Source organism: Deinococcus sp. KSM4-11, assembly GCF_004801415.1.
In the GTDB taxonomy this organism is placed as follows: Bacteria; Deinococcota; Deinococci; order Deinococcales; family Deinococcaceae; genus Deinococcus.
Genome location: NZ_SSNX01000001.1, coordinates 132,655 through 146,407, shown reverse-complemented (window position 1 = coordinate 146,407; position 13,753 = coordinate 132,655). Strand labels below are relative to the sequence as shown.

The window sequence follows — 13,753 nt, the reverse complement described above, 5'->3', positions numbered from 1 at the left end:
TCCCAGCCGAACGTCGCCGCGGTTCACGGCACCAGACGACAGTTCTGTCCATCTACTCTCAGAGTCCACCTGGCGAGCTGGCCCGTGTCCAGGTCAACGGTTGCCGAGCTCCTTGCGCACATCTGACCCGGCGATCCGCCTTCTACACTCTCGGCATGAACTTGCAGACTGGGGACACGGTGCCGACCTTCACGGCCATTCAGGATTCGGGCGCGGCCTACCAGCCGACGTCGGGCCGCTGGCGGGTGCTGTTCTTCTTTCCAAAGACGGCGACGACGCACTGCCAGTTGCAGGCCCGGCGCTACCAGCAGGTCTATTCCGAGTTTCAGGCCCTGGGCGTGGATCTCGTGGGGATCAACGGCGATCCGAGGCAGGATCAGCTCGCGTTCCGCGATCTCTGCGTCCTGGAGTACCCGCTGCTGGACGATGGTCAACAGCAGCTCAGCACGTTGTTCGGAGTGCTGGGCGAGCCGTGGCCTGACGAGGACGTGCGTCGGCCACGGCGCTGCACCTTTCTGCTGAATCCAGAGAACGTGATCGTGCGCGAATGGATCGATGTGGATCCAGCGCTGGACGCGCAGACCGTCCTGGCCGAGGTGCGGAATCTGAGGGCCTGACGGCACTCCGTCTTGACCCGCTGGAGCGCTGCTCACTGCACTCATCGCGTCAGAACACCGACCACCCCTCTGGTCTTGGGATCACACCGGTGGTATCGACCCTCGCCAGCGACCCATACCAGAGCGCTGGTGCAGGCGCCGGTGGGACTGGCTGATTGACCGGGTACCGTGAGGACGGGGCGTTCCCTGGGACGGCCAGCCCCTACACTGCCGGAATGCGCAGCGGTAGGCCAGAGCGGGCAGCGTGGCGGGACACGCTCGCGAACGTCATCGACAACTCGGATACCCGGGCCGGTCGGGTGTTCGACGTCCTGCTGATCCTCGCCATCGTGCTCAGCGTCCTCGCGGTCATGCTCGACAGTGTCGGGATCTACCGTGCCCGCTTCGGGTCGGTGTTGCGCACCCTGGAGTGGATCCTGACGGTGCTGTTCACCGTGGAGTACGTGCTGCGCCTGATCGCGGCCCGCACCGTCCGGCGCTACGCGTTCAGTTTCTTCGGCCTGGTTGATGTGCTCTCGATCCTGCCCGCATATGTGGCGTTGCTGGTGCCGGGCGCTCAATTCCTGCTGATCATCCGGGTGCTGCGGCTGTTGCGGATCTTCCGCATCTTCAAGCTGGTGCGCTACATCTCCGAGGCGAGCGTGCTGACCCTGGCCTTGCGGGCCAGCCTCGCGAAGATCACGGTGTTCCTCGCCGTCGTCCTGACCATGATCGTCGTGATCGGCACGCTGATGTACGTGATCGAGGGGCCACAGTACGGCTTCACCAGCATTCCGACCAGCATCTACTGGGCGGTCGTGACCCTCACCACCGTAGGGTATGGGGACATCGCCCCGAAAACGCCGGTCGGCAAGACCCTCGCTTCGGTGGCCATGATCATGGGGTACGGGATCATCGCGGTGCCGACTGGCATCGTGACGGTGGGACTGGCGCAGGCGCAGGCCAATCGCCGCAGTGACCGGCCGTGTCCACGCTGCGGCCTGGAGCGCCACGAGACGGATGCCCGGTACTGTCGCCGCTGCGGTCAGGCGTTACCAGGGATACAGGAACCGGCGGCCACGCCCTGACGGGGCCGGGACGATCCTTGGGAGGCGCGACACGTAAGACTTTGGACAGCCGTACCCTGCTCTACTGCCCGGACAGCCGCAATGCATCGTGATTCGGGAGGAGTGGCGTGGCGTACGAATGGACTGCAGATCCTGGCATGGTCGTGATGGCCGGCACCGTGTGGGGCGTGACGACCCTGGTCTCACTGCTCACGGTGGCGCTGGCATACCTTCGGCCGTCGTACCCAGGATGGCGGTGCTGGGCCGTCGGGCACGCCGCCATCGTGCTGGGGATGCTGGTCAGCGCGCTGCGCACCCCCGAGACCCAGACGGTATCGATCCTCCTGGGCAACGGGCTGGTCATGACCGGATCGGCGGTGTTCCTGCTGGCGTTCCACCGGTTCGGGCGACGACCACCGACCCGCCCACAGGTGCTGCGGCAGGCTCTGGTGATCGCCGGGACGCTGGTCACACTCGCGGCCCTGACGGTGCTGGGGGATCAGTTCACCGCCCGGTTCGTACTGGTGTGTGGCTACCTGGGGGCGGTGCATGTGGCTCTGACGCGCCTGATCGTCCAGCTGGTGCACGCGGAGCCGGCGCTGCGCACCGCTTACCTGCTGAATATGGGGGTACTGGTTCTGGCGGCGATGTTGACGGTGCCCCGCACGGTGCTGCTGGCGACGGGGCACGGCGAGGCGATGGCGTTCGCCCTCAACGGGCCGAACGTGCTGATGTACCTGGGCGTGACCCTGCTCTCCGTGGGCGGCACCTTCGCGTTCTGGATCCTGCACGCCGACCGTCGGCGCCACGAGGTGCAGTCGCTCCAGGGAGAACTGTGGCGGCAGGCGCAGCACGATCCCCTGACAGCGCTGCTGAACCGTCGGGGACTGTGGTCGGCGTTCTCGGCATGGGAGGCGGGGCCAGCAACCCGCGTCGCGACCCTGCTGGTGTGCGACATCAACGAGTTCAAACGCATCAATGACACGCGGGGGCACGCGGCGGGTGACGAGTGTCTGCGGCAACTGAGCGCGGCTTTGCGTGCCGTGGCGCAGCCGGAGGACGTGGCGGGCCGCTGGGGCGGAGACGAGTTCGTGCTCCTATTGACCGGGTCTGAAGCGGCCGTGGAGGCGCAGGTCAGCACCCTGACCACCCAGCTGGCCGGGGAGGCGCTGGGCTGCACCGTCAGCGTGGGCCGCACGCTGGTGCGGGCGGGAGAAGCGCTGGAGGACGCGGTCGCCCGCGCAGACAGGGCCATGTACGCCTCCAAGGCGAACCACCCCGCGCGGGCGCCAAGCTGGCAGGAGCGCACCCTGACTCATGAGAGGCCACGGGGACGTGAGGGCATTCCCTCCTGACGAGGCGACGCTGGATTGGCCCCCATCCCGTCCGACTCCCGACTGGCCGCACAACTTGCGCGAAGCATCTATGGCGCTGACTGAGGTGACGGGGCGGTTCTGACACGGCCCTGAACACAGAGTCGGCTGCTGGGTACAGGGCAGGGTTCAGTTGTCGCTGGTTCTGTAGACGACTTCATTGGGGCGGACAAAGCAGCGGGGCGGCCGAATCCACTGGCCGCCCCGCTGGAGTCAGGTGACGCTCAGGCAGCGCCGCCGAACTGCATGCGGAAGATGAACTTGGTGACCTCGCCCTTGAGGGTATCGATCATCTCGTTGAACATATTCGTCGCCTCGAACTTGTATTCCGTGAACGGGTCGCGCTGGCCGTAGCCGCGCAGGCCGATGCCCTGGCGCAGCACGTCCATACCGTGCAGGTGCTCCTTCCAGTGCTGATCCACGACCTGCAGGAGCACGTAGCGCGAGAGGGAGTTGAGCATGGTGGGGCTGAGTTCTTCTCGGCGGGCGTCGAAGGAGTCCGCGACGGCCTTCAGCAGGGCATTCTGCGCGTCGGCGGGGCTCAGGGCGCGCAGGGCCTCGAAGTCGAAGCCTTCCAGTTGCGGCACGGCATCGACCACGGCCGTCCGCAGGCCCTCGATGTCCCAGGCTTCGGCGTTCTGGTCGATGGGCAGGTACGTGGCGAGCTGCATGTCCACGAAGTCCGCGATCATCCCCTCAGTCGATTCCTCGACGTCCTCGTCTGGCCCGAGCAGCACCTCGCGGCGCTGGGCGTACACGGTGTCGCGCTGCTTGCTCATGACGTTGTCGAACTCCAGCAGCTGTTTGCGGGTGCTGAAATTGCGGTCTTCCACGCGCGCCTGGGCCTTCTCGATGGCGCCCGTGACCATCTTCGCCTCGATGGGCTGCGAGTCGTCCATGCCCAGGCGATCCATCATGGCGACCACGCGGTCGTTGGCGAACAGGCGCATCAGGTCGTCCTCGAAGGACACGTAAAAACGGCTGCTGCCGGGGTCGCCCTGGCGGCCAGCGCGGCCACGCAGCTGGTTGTCGATGCGGCGCGATTCGTGGCGTTCGGTGCCTACGATGTGCAGCCCGCCGAGTTCCTTCACCCGCACGGCGTCGGCCTTCATGTCGGTGTGCAGCTGTTGGGCCTGCGTGATGAACTCGGGGGTGATTCCGGGGATCAGCATGCCGAGTTCCATGGCCTGCGGGTCTTCGCGGCTCACGGCCTTGATGAAGTTCTCTGCCTCGGGCGAGAAGCGGCTGATGCCGAGCTGCTGCTCGATGGCCTCGCCGATCACGAATTCGCTGTTCCCGCCGAGCTGGATGTCCGTGCCGCGCCCGGCCATGTTCGTGGCGATGGTCACGGTGCCGCTGCGGCCAGCCTGCGCGATGATGCTCGCTTCCTGCGCCTCGAACTTCGCGTTCAGCACCGAGTGCGGAATCTGCGCGTCTGTGAGCAGGCCGCTGAGCTGCTCGCTGGTCACGATGCTGGCCGTGCCGATCAGGATCGGGCGGCCCGAGGCGTGCATCTCCTTGACCTCCTCCACGACGGCCGCGTACTTGCCCATCTTGGTGCGGTACACCAGATCCTCACTGTCCTTGCGGATCACCGGGCGGTTGGTGGGGATCACGAGCACGTCGCTGCCGTAGATGTCGAGGAATTCCTTTTCCTCGGTCTTGGCGGTGCCGGTCATGCCGCTGAACTTCTTGTACAGACGGAAGAAGTTCTGGTACGTGATGGTGGCGAGCGTCTGGTTCTCGTTCTCGATCTTCACGCCTTCCTTGGCCTCGATCGCCTGGTGCAGCCCCTCGCCGTAGCGGCGGCCGGGCATGCTGCGGCCCGTGAATTCATCGATGATGATGACCTCGCCCTCGGCGTTCACGATGTAGTCCTTCTCGCGGTGGTACAGCTCGGCGGCGCGGATGGCCTGGGTGATCATGTGCGCCTTGTCCATGTTCTCGGGGCTGTACAGGTCGTTCAGCGAGAGCAGCCGCTCGATCTTGGCGATGCCCGACTCGTTGATGTGCACCTGCTTGCCCTTCTCGTCGATGGTGTAGTCCTCGGTCGCCTCGGTGCGCACGCCGGGTTCGGCAGGCAGGCCCTTCTTCAGGCGGCGGATCAGCTTGGCGTACACGTAGTACAGGTCCGTGGCCTTCTCGGCCGCGCCGGAGATGATCAGCGGCGTGCGGGCCTCGTCGATCAGGATCGAGTCCACCTCGTCCACGATGGCGAAATTCAGGGGGCTGTCGGCGCGCAGGGCGAGCGCCTCGCGGCTCTGGGCCATGTTGTCGCGCAGGTAGTCGAAGCCCAGTTCGCTGTTGGTCACGTAGGTGATGTCGCAGGCGTAGGCGGCCTGCTTCTCGTGGGGCTGCAGCTCGCGGTTGGCGAGGCCCACGGTGAGGCCCAGCGTGCGGAACAGCAGCGAGTTCTCCTCGGCCCCCACCCGCGCGAGGTAATCGTTCACGGTCACGAGGTGGCAGCCCTTGCCTTCCAGGGCGTTCAGCGCCAGGGCCAGCGTGGCGACCAGGGTCTTGCCCTCGCCCGTGCGCATCTCGGCAATGCGGCCCTTGTGCAGGGCGTACCCGCCGATCAACTGCACGTCGTAGTGACGCTTGCCGATGGAGCGGCGGCCGGCCTCGCGGATCAGCGCGAAGGCCCGGACGACCACGTCGTCCAGGGTTTTCCCTTCCTCCTGCACCTGGCGGCGCAATTCCATGAACGCCGAGGCGAGATCCTCGACCTGCTTCATCTCGTCTTCCAGGGCGTTCACGGGCTGCACGATCGTCTTCACGATCTGCGCGACGTCGCGCTGGTTGGTATCAAACATTTTGTTCAGGACACGGAACATGACACGCGAGTATACCGCCCTGACCCTGACTGGAACCTCACGACTTCAGTGAGAGGGGCGAAGGCAACCTGAGCGGCCCAGACTCAGGCTGAATGTGAAGACCGATGCCGTCCTTCACAGGCGCGGCGGATCATGTGTGCCCGCTCATCTGCGGCCCGTATGCTGCCTCCATGCGCTCCCCTGCCCTGCTGCCCCTGGTCCTGACCCTGCCGCTCCTGGGCGCCTGCGCCCCCCTGTACTCCATGCTCGCCGAACGTGACGCGAATGGCCCCTCGCCCCGCCGGGCAGGTCCGCTGACGGTGGGACAGACGTGGACGGTCAGCGGGCTGGTCGATGGCCGCGCCGTCACCAGCACGGTGTCCATCAAGGATCTGGTGGGCGTCCCGAACGGCAGCGGCAGCGTGAACGCCCGCGACCAGATCAACGCCTTCGAGAACAGCCAGGCCGGTTTCGCAGTCGCGGACTATACGCCCTCGACCCGTGTGGCCCGCTTCCGCTGGGTGGGCGAATCGGAGGGCGTCAGCTACACCTGCCGCGTCGAGAGCGCGGTGGCCAGCCCGCTGCGCGGCGTCCTCACCTACGAGCGGGCCGGGAAGGTCGTGGCCACCGGCACGTGTGACGCAATCACCAGCCAGACCCCCTGACCTCCCACGATGCCGGACTACACGGGTTCTTAACACGCCCCTGTCAGCCTCTGGGCATGAACGCCCTGGAACGTCTGGCCCGAACGAGCTTCCCGGAACTGGTCCTGGCTGGCTGCGCGCTGGCCTTCGCCGGTGTGCTCTATGAACTCATCGGCTACCAGCATTACGAGAAGGGCACACAGATCATCGGCTTCGTCGCCACCATCGCGGGCCTGATTTTCACGCTGCTGGGCTTCGTGCGCGCCGCGGCCGTGCGCACCACCACCCTGATCGTTCTGCCCCTGCTGGCCGTCGTGGGGGTCGTCGGCGTGTTCGAGCACAGCGAGACGCGTAGGGAGGACGCCGCGAAGTTCGCCGCGCGGCAGGCCCAGGTCACGACCACAGGCACAGTGGCTGGTGCAACCCCCTCCGAGCCGGCGGCACCCGCAGGCGCTCCGGCCGGTGGCCCCCAGGGCGGCCCTCCCGGCGGCGGGCCGTTCCGCTCGAACATCCCGGTGCTGGCTCCGCTGGCCGTGAGCGGGTTGTCAGCCCTGGCGTTCCTGACCGTGCTGGCCCGCCGCCGTGACCTCGGCGCGGACGCCGTGCATTCCCGCGAGTGGCCGACAACCACCTGATCCCGGCCGCGCAGTTCAGGCCCACTCACAGCACCGGGGATGGGCCTGCCTTCATTAGAAAGGCGCCCGATCACCACCGGTAGGCGTCGCTCCACGCCTCCCCCCGCCGGATGAACGGCGCTCGGCTGCCCAGCACCCGGTGGCCGCCCTTCACGGCGGCGCGCACCAACACGCGCGGATCGAGATCGGGGTACAGCGTGCGGGCAAAGGCCACGTCGTCCCTCACGTCCAGGGAGCCCCCGCTGGCCACCGAATCCGTGCCGATCGCGACTTCCACGCCGGCCGCCGCGAAGGCCGTCCACGGAAAGACGCCGCAGTCCAGGTGGCGGTTGCTGCGCGGGCAGGTCACCACCGCGCAGCCGGCGCGGCCCACGCGGGCGATGTCGTCCGGCGTGACGTTCACCATATGGATCAGGGTGGGCTGCCGGTCGAGGACGCCGAGCTCGTCCAGGTAGCGCACCGGCGTCTGGCCGGGTTCCGGGTCGCGGCCGATGACCTCGGCGAAGGTCGCGGGCGTGAATGGCTTCAGACGGTGCTCCCACAGCGGCCCGCCACCCGTGGCGAACAGTTCGGGTTCGCTGGGGTGCTCGGCCACGTGAATCTGCAGCGGGAGGCCCTCGCCCTGCGCGTACTCCGCGACGAGCCGCATCAGCCGGTGGCTGACCGTGAAGGGCGTGTGGGGCGTGATTCCCAGACGCAGGCCCTCCGGCAACCCGCGCGCGCGCCAGCCCTCAATCCGTTCCCGCAGGGCCGCGAAGCGCTCCGGGGCCTGTTCGGGAAACGCGCCCAGCACCTCGAAGTACAGCACGCCGCTCAGATCCGCGCGGGCCAGCAGGGTGTCCATCACGTCCGGTGCCCACACGATGTCGCCCACACCGCCCGCGCCGAGCCGCGCCAGCGTGTCCGCTCCAGCCTGCGCCCCGGCCACGCCACGCAGGTCGCGCTGCGCCACCACGACCTCCGGCAGCCAGCGGAAGTACGGCAGTGCCTGGAATTCGTAGGCGCTCATATCCAGGTGGGTGTGCGCGTTCACCGGCGGCGGGGCGATGATGCCGCCCACGTTCTCCTCGCGGGCGTGCGGGTAGGCGCGGCGCAGGTCGTCCGGCCTCCCGGTGGCGGCGATGGTCTCCCCCACCACGACCACGCCGCCCGGTGCATGACCGCCGCCCATGCCGGTGTACAGCACGTCACAGGTGAGGAGGCGGGGCGTGAAGGGCTCGGCGGGCACGGTCATGCCGGCATGCTAGGGCACGGCGCCGGCAGCCGCCCGCCGGTCTACTTCTTCGCCTTGGGTGCGATCCGGGCGGGCGCCTTCTTCGCCGTGGCCTTCTTTACGGCGGCCTTCTTGGGGGGCTGGATCGGATCGGCCTTCAGCTTGCGGGGCACCGTGGCCTGCCCGACCACCGGGCCGGCGGGGCGAGGCACCCGGACGCGATCCTGCGCGGCCATCATGGCGGCACCCACAATCCCGGCCTCGTTCTGAAGCTGGGCGGGCACCGCCTTGCTGCGGGCCAGCTGCAGGTGCGGCAGCCATTTCTCCGGGCGTTTGCTGACGCCTCCGCCGATGATGAACAGGTCCGGGCTGAACAGCAGTTCCAGGTGCTGCAGGTAGGTGCTGACCCGCTTGCTCCACTGCTTCCAGTTCAGGTCGTCGATCTCGCGGGCCCGGTCCGATGCCCAGGTCTCGGCGTGCCTGTCGCGCAGCCACAGGTGCCCGAGTTCGGTGTTGGGGATCAGGGTGCCGTTCAGGATCAGGGCGCTGCCGATCCCGGTGCCGAAGGTCAGCACCATGACCGTGCCGTGGACGCCGGCCCCCGCGCCGAATTTCGCCTCGGCCACGCCGGCGGCGTCGGCGTCGTTGATCAGGTGGACGTCATGGCCGGTGGCGTCGGTGAACAGGGTGTCGGCGTCCAGGCCGATCCAGCCCTTGTCGACGTTCGCGGCGCTCAGGGTATGCCCGTGCTGCACGATGCCGGGGAAGGTCACGCCGACCGCGCCGGGCAGGGCGAAGTGCTCGACGAGCTGCCGCACGACGTCCCGGACGTCCTCGGGCCGCGCGCCCTCGGGGGTGGGGATGCGGACACGCTCGGCCAGCAGCGCTCCGGTGGTGGTGTCCACGGGTGCGCCCTTGATGCCACTGCCGCCGATGTCGATGCCGAGGATCACGCTCATGAACCCAGCCTAAAGCACGCGGGCGGGGGGAATGTCAGGGCGTCTTCATGGCACGGCCCGGTTGACCGGATCTTTGTTGGACGTGGTGCAATTTTGAACCCTTCGGTATAGTGTGAGGGCAATGGATTCCACCTCGCTGCGCGAACGCCAGAAGGAACGACGCCGGGCCCGGATCTACGGCGTGGCCATCGAGCTGTTCAAGCGCGGCGGCTTCCAGGCGACCACCGCGACCGACATCGCCCGCGCCAGCAACGTGTCCAGGGGGACGTTCTTCAACTACTACCCCTACAAGGAAGCGGTGCTGCTCGATTACGGCAGCGAGGTCATGGATCGCCTGCGCGACCACGCCTCCGAGCGCCTTCAGGCGGGCGTCGCGCCGCTGAGCGTGCTGTACGAGGTGTGGGATCGCCTGGCCGATCACAACACCAGCGAGCGCGACCTGTTCCCCCCGCTGGCCTACGAGGTGCTGAACCCCAACCCGGAACGCGCCCGCACGGCGTACCAGGCGCTGCCGCTGAGCAAGGTGATCGAGATGATCCTCACGCCCCTGCACCAGGGCGGCCAGCTGAGAACCGACCTGAGCCTGCAACGCATCAGCAACCTGATCGCCGACACCTACCTGATGGTCGCGCTGCGCTGGGCGGCCTACGGCACAGACCGTCCGCTGAAAGAAGAGATGCGGCTTGCGCTGAACCTGCTGCTGGACGGGGCCGTAAGCCGCGAGACCGCGCGCCGCTGATCCCCGGTCAGGTGCAGGGCAAACGTCGCTCCCGACAGGGTTCTGTCAGCCCTGGAGGGTAGACTGCCCCCGAGGGACGCGTCCGCCGTTTCATCCCACCCTGGAGGTCACCGGCCATCACCCAGCCTGACTTGCGCATCGGCACGACCCGCCACGCCTTCCCGTTCAGCCGCGGACTGGTCGTGGAATCGCTGGTCAACGCCGGCGCCCCCACGGGCGAGGCGGCGGCGGCAGCGCGGCGCGTGGAGCAGCAGCTGCGCCTGGCGCGCCGCACGCTGGTGTCGCCCGACGAACTTCAGGCCCTGATGGTCGAGGTGGCCCAGAGCGTATGCGGCGACACCGTGGCCGCCGAGGCCGCGCGGCAGACCCCAGCCTTCGTGGACATCCTGGTCACCGCGAAAAAAGGCCACCTGCCGTTCAGCCGGGGCGTCCTGGCCCGCACGCTGGAAGACGCCGGACTGACTGGCCGGGAGGCCTACGCGACCGCGAGCGCCGTGGACGTGCAGCTGCGCCGGGCGGGCGTGCGAACCCTCAGCGCCGAGGAGATCGACAACCGCACCGAGGAGGTGCTGGAAGCCACCTACGGCGAGCATCTGCGCCAGACTTACCGGTACCTGCGCCGCAACCGCGGGAAACTGGGTGTGCAGGGCAGCGGGAGTTCCGCCCCGGCGCCCTTCTCGAAGGGTCTCCTGGTGCAGTCCATGCTGGCCGCCGGGGTGGCCCCGGACGTGGCGCGCCGGGTGGCGCGCGTCACGCAACGCGACCTGCGCGGCTCGGAGGACCGGGTGGTTCGCAGCCACGTCATCCGTGAGAAGGTCGAGCGGCTCCTGAGGGACGAGGTCGGCCCAGATGTCAGCGCCCGCTACCGACTGCTGCGCGTGATCCGCCGCCCGCCACGCCCGGTGATCGTGCTGCTGGGGGGCGTGAGTGGCACCGGCAAGAGCTTCCTGGCCGCCGAGATCGCCTACCGCCTGGGAATCGCCCGCGTGGTCAGCACCGATTCCATCCGCGAGGTCATGCGCGCCATGGTGTCCCCCGCCCTGCTGCCCACCCTGCATGCCAGCACCTTCAGCGCGTGGGAGGCCCTGGTGCCGCCCGGCGCGGACCGTCCGGAGCAGCCGGGCCGGGCGGCCCTGCTGGCCGGGTTCCGGGATCAGGTGCAGCAGGTCAGCGTCGGCCTGCAGGCCGTGGTGCAGCGCAGCGTGCAGGAGGGCAGTTCGCTGGTGCTGGAGGGCGTCCATCTGGTGCCCGGCTACCTGCGGGCCGAGGCCTTCGCAGGCGCGCTGGTGGTGCCCATGCTGGTCAGCCTGCCCGACGAGCAGGAACACCGCCGGCACTTCCAGTCCCGCGACGAGGAAACGGCCGCGAGCCGCCCCATGCACCGCTACATGAAGTACTTCCGCGAGATCCGCATGATGCAGGAGGAACTCGAGGACGTGGCCCGCAAGCAGGACGTGCCGCTGCTCGACGGCCTGACCCTGGACGAGAGCGCGGATCAGGCGGTGGATGTGGTGCTGAGGCGCGTGATGGTGGCTCTCACGGCGCAGGAGCGGGCAGATCTCCTGGGTGATGACCTGTCCGAATTTGCCCTGGATGCCCGCGACGTGGCGGGCAGTCCCGGCACCTGAGGCGCAGCCGCGCGGGGAAGCATCCTTCCACCCGCACGGATACGGGCGATCAGACTGCGCGGAGGCGCACGTCCACGTTGCCGCGCGTGGCGACCGAGTACGGGCAGACCTGATGCGCCGCGTGCATGAGTTCCAGGCCCTGCTCGGGGGTCAGGCCGGGGAAGTGGCCTTCCAGTTCCACGTCCATCCCGAAGGCCAGGCCGCTACGCTGCAACCCCACGCGGGCAGTGATGGTCGAGTCGGCCGACAGCTCGAGCTTCTGGCGGCGCGCGATCACACCCAACGCGCCCTGGAAGCAGGCGGCGTACCCAGCCGCGAAGAGCTGCTCGGGGTTGGTGCCGGGGCCGTCGTCGCCCCCCATGCCGGCGGGCACGCTGAGGGGCACGTCCAGACGGCCATCGCTGCTTCTGGAATGGCCGGCCCGGCCACCGGTGGCGGTTGCTTCTGCGGTGTAGTGGTTACTCACAGGGGGCAGGATGGCACTGAATGGCGTGGGCGAATGTCGGGTGCGCGTACATCGACCTGGTGCCTGGGTGGGGAACAGGGTTCAGGGCATCAGGCGGTCGATCTGCCAGTCCGTACCCTGCCGGGCGTAGCGGAAGCGGTCGTGCAGGCGGCCCTCGCGGCCCTGCCAGAATTCCCACTCCTGCACGTCCAGGCGGTAGCCGCCCCAGAAGGCCGGGCGCGGAATGACCGTCCCCGCCGGGTAGATCCCCTCGAGCGCGGTGAACTTCTCCTCCAGCGCCCTGCGGTCGACAATCGGGGCGCTCTGCGGGTCGCTGGCGTGCGCGGCCAGTTGCGAGTCGCGCGGCCGGACATGGAAGTACGCGTCGGCCTCGGCGTCAGGCACGCGGGTCACCGGACCGGAGGCGCGCACCTGCCGTTCCAGCGCCGCCCAGTAGAACAGCATCTCCGCCTGCGGGTTCTGCGACAAGTCCCGGCCCTTGTAGGACTCGAAGTTCGTGTAGAAAGTCAGGCCGTCCGGGGTCGCGCCGCGCAGCAGCACCGTGCGCACCGAGGGCCGGCCCGAGGCGTCCGCCGTGGCGAGGTGCAGGGCGTACGGTTCGGGCACCTTCTCGCGCAGGGCCTCGTCCAGCCAGCCCTGGAACTGCGCCAGCGGATCGGCCTTCAGGTCGGCGCGACGCAGTTCGTCGCGGGTGTACGAGACGCGCATGGAGGTCAGATCCGTCACGACCTGCTCCTCAGCACCTGGCATGTCGGGCAGTAGTGCGTGCCGCGCTGGGCGAGCACGGTCTTGACGATCTCCGTGCCGCAGCGGGGGCAGGGCCGACCGTCCTGGCCGTAGGCGTGGTGCTCGTGCTGGTACGCGCCGGGAGCGCCGTCGTGCTGGCGGTAGTTGCCCACCCCGTTGCCCAGCGAGCTGCCCCCGGCCTCCACCGCCCGGCCCATCACGTCGCGGACCGCGTGGTACAGGCGTCTGGCCTCGGCAGGAGTCAGGCGAGTCTGGGCAGGATGAATCCGCGCCTCCCACAGCGCCTCATCGGCGTAGATGTTGCCCACGCCGCTGACGGGTTTCTGCGACAGCAGCCAGGGTTTCACGGCTCCCGCCTCACGTGCCAGCGCGATGAAATCCTTCTTGCGGAACTCATCCGAGAGGGGCTCCGGGCCCATGGCCGCCAGGGTCGGCATGCCCGCGTAGTCACCGGGCCGCACGACGGCCATCTTCCCGAAGCGCCGGGCATCGTCGAAGTGCAGCAGGCCGGCGTCGGTTTCCACGGTTACGCGGGTGTGCTTGCCGGGCTCCAGCCGGAAGCCGCCGGTCATGCCCAGGTGCACGATGAACTCCAGGTCATGCGGATCGCCGTCGGCCGCGTCGGCGGCGGCAAGGTTCAGCAGCAGGTACTTGCCGCGGCGCGACAGTCCCTGCACGCGCCGCCCCACGGCGAGGTGCGTGTCGCGGTACTTGTGCGGCGCGTCGTGCTCAACACGGAGGATGGTGCAGCCACGCATGAGCGGCTCAATCTTGCGGCGGGTGGTTTCGACTTCCGGCAGTTCCGGCATGGGGGCAGCATAGGCCGCGTGGAGCCGGGCTGCCGGGTGCGACGTGACGGTTGGGCCGCTATGC

Annotated in this window: 13 protein-coding genes; 7 read left to right on the top strand and 6 right to left on the bottom strand. The window is 68.5% G+C overall.

The window, feature by feature from the left end; all coding sequences use genetic code 11:
- The first annotated feature begins 155 nt into the window (after positions 1 to 155).
- From E7T09_RS00775 to E7T09_RS00765, 3 genes are all read left to right on the top strand, one after another.
- Positions 156 to 617: a peroxiredoxin gene (locus tag E7T09_RS00775; protein ID WP_136387248.1), complete on the top strand. Its 462-nt coding sequence runs from the start codon at positions 156 to 158 to the stop codon at positions 615 to 617.
- A 215-nt stretch (positions 618 to 832) separates the two neighbouring features.
- Positions 833 to 1,684 carry an ion transporter gene (locus E7T09_RS00770; RefSeq protein WP_136387247.1) on the top strand — a complete coding sequence of 284 codons (852 nt, stop codon included), beginning with the start codon at positions 833 to 835 and terminating at the stop codon, positions 1,682 to 1,684.
- A 107-nt stretch (positions 1,685 to 1,791) separates the two neighbouring features.
- Positions 1,792 to 3,018 carry a diguanylate cyclase gene (locus E7T09_RS00765; RefSeq protein WP_240741546.1) on the top strand — a complete coding sequence of 409 codons (1,227 nt, stop codon included), beginning with the start codon at positions 1,792 to 1,794 and terminating at the stop codon, positions 3,016 to 3,018.
- 242 nt (positions 3,019 to 3,260) lie between these two features.
- Here E7T09_RS00765 and secA read toward each other — a convergent pair whose 3' ends face one another.
- Positions 3,261 to 5,870: a preprotein translocase subunit SecA gene (gene secA / locus E7T09_RS00760; RefSeq protein WP_136387246.1), complete on the bottom strand. Its 2,610-nt coding sequence runs from the start codon at positions 5,868 to 5,870 to the stop codon at positions 3,261 to 3,263.
- Between the two features lie 170 nt (positions 5,871 to 6,040).
- On the opposite strand from secA, the gene E7T09_RS00755 reads away from it, so the two are divergent.
- Positions 6,041 to 6,514, top strand: coding sequence for a hypothetical protein (locus E7T09_RS00755; RefSeq protein WP_136387245.1), 474 nt, complete (start codon positions 6,041 to 6,043; stop codon positions 6,512 to 6,514).
- Between the two features lie 56 nt (positions 6,515 to 6,570).
- Positions 6,571 to 7,128 (top strand): hypothetical protein, encoded by a 558-nt coding sequence (locus E7T09_RS00750; protein ID WP_136387244.1) that lies wholly within the window; start codon positions 6,571 to 6,573, stop codon positions 7,126 to 7,128.
- Positions 7,129 to 7,198: 70 nt separating this feature from the next.
- Here the strand turns inward: E7T09_RS00750 and E7T09_RS00745 are convergent, their stop codons facing one another.
- A complete protein-coding gene (locus E7T09_RS00745) occupies positions 7,199 to 8,362 on the bottom strand; it encodes an amidohydrolase family protein (RefSeq protein WP_136387243.1) in 1,164 nt (387 codons plus the stop codon).
- A gap of 41 nt (positions 8,363 to 8,403) precedes the next feature.
- Positions 8,404 to 9,300: a polyphosphate--glucose phosphotransferase gene (gene ppgK / locus E7T09_RS00740; protein ID WP_136387242.1), complete on the bottom strand. Its 897-nt coding sequence runs from the start codon at positions 9,298 to 9,300 to the stop codon at positions 8,404 to 8,406.
- A 121-nt stretch (positions 9,301 to 9,421) separates the two neighbouring features.
- Between ppgK and E7T09_RS00735 the strand changes: the two genes are divergently transcribed.
- Entirely contained in the window at positions 9,422 to 10,039 is a 618-nt protein-coding gene (locus E7T09_RS00735) for a TetR/AcrR family transcriptional regulator (RefSeq protein WP_136387241.1), read from the top strand.
- Between the two features lie 116 nt (positions 10,040 to 10,155).
- A complete protein-coding gene (locus tag E7T09_RS00730) occupies positions 10,156 to 11,667 on the top strand; it encodes a 2-phosphoglycerate kinase (RefSeq protein WP_136387240.1) in 1,512 nt (503 codons plus the stop codon).
- 49 nt (positions 11,668 to 11,716) lie between these two features.
- Here the strand turns inward: E7T09_RS00730 and E7T09_RS00725 are convergent, their stop codons facing one another.
- The 3 genes from E7T09_RS00725 to E7T09_RS00715 all read right to left on the bottom strand — a co-directional run bounded on the left by E7T09_RS00725 (position 11,717) and on the right by E7T09_RS00715 (position 13,689).
- Positions 11,717 to 12,133 carry an organic hydroperoxide resistance protein gene (locus tag E7T09_RS00725; RefSeq protein ID WP_136387239.1) on the bottom strand — a complete coding sequence of 139 codons (417 nt, stop codon included), beginning with the start codon at positions 12,131 to 12,133 and terminating at the stop codon, positions 11,717 to 11,719.
- An 81-nt stretch (positions 12,134 to 12,214) separates the two neighbouring features.
- Positions 12,215 to 12,859 carry a pyridoxamine 5'-phosphate oxidase gene (gene pdxH / locus E7T09_RS00720; RefSeq protein WP_136387238.1) on the bottom strand — a complete coding sequence of 215 codons (645 nt, stop codon included), beginning with the start codon at positions 12,857 to 12,859 and terminating at the stop codon, positions 12,215 to 12,217.
- Complete coding sequence (locus E7T09_RS00715) at positions 12,856 to 13,689, bottom strand: DNA-formamidopyrimidine glycosylase (RefSeq protein ID WP_136387237.1); 834 nt, start codon at positions 13,687 to 13,689, stop codon at positions 12,856 to 12,858. The genes pdxH and E7T09_RS00715 overlap by 4 nt, the downstream gene beginning before the upstream one ends.
- Positions 13,690 to 13,753 lie beyond the last annotated feature (64 nt).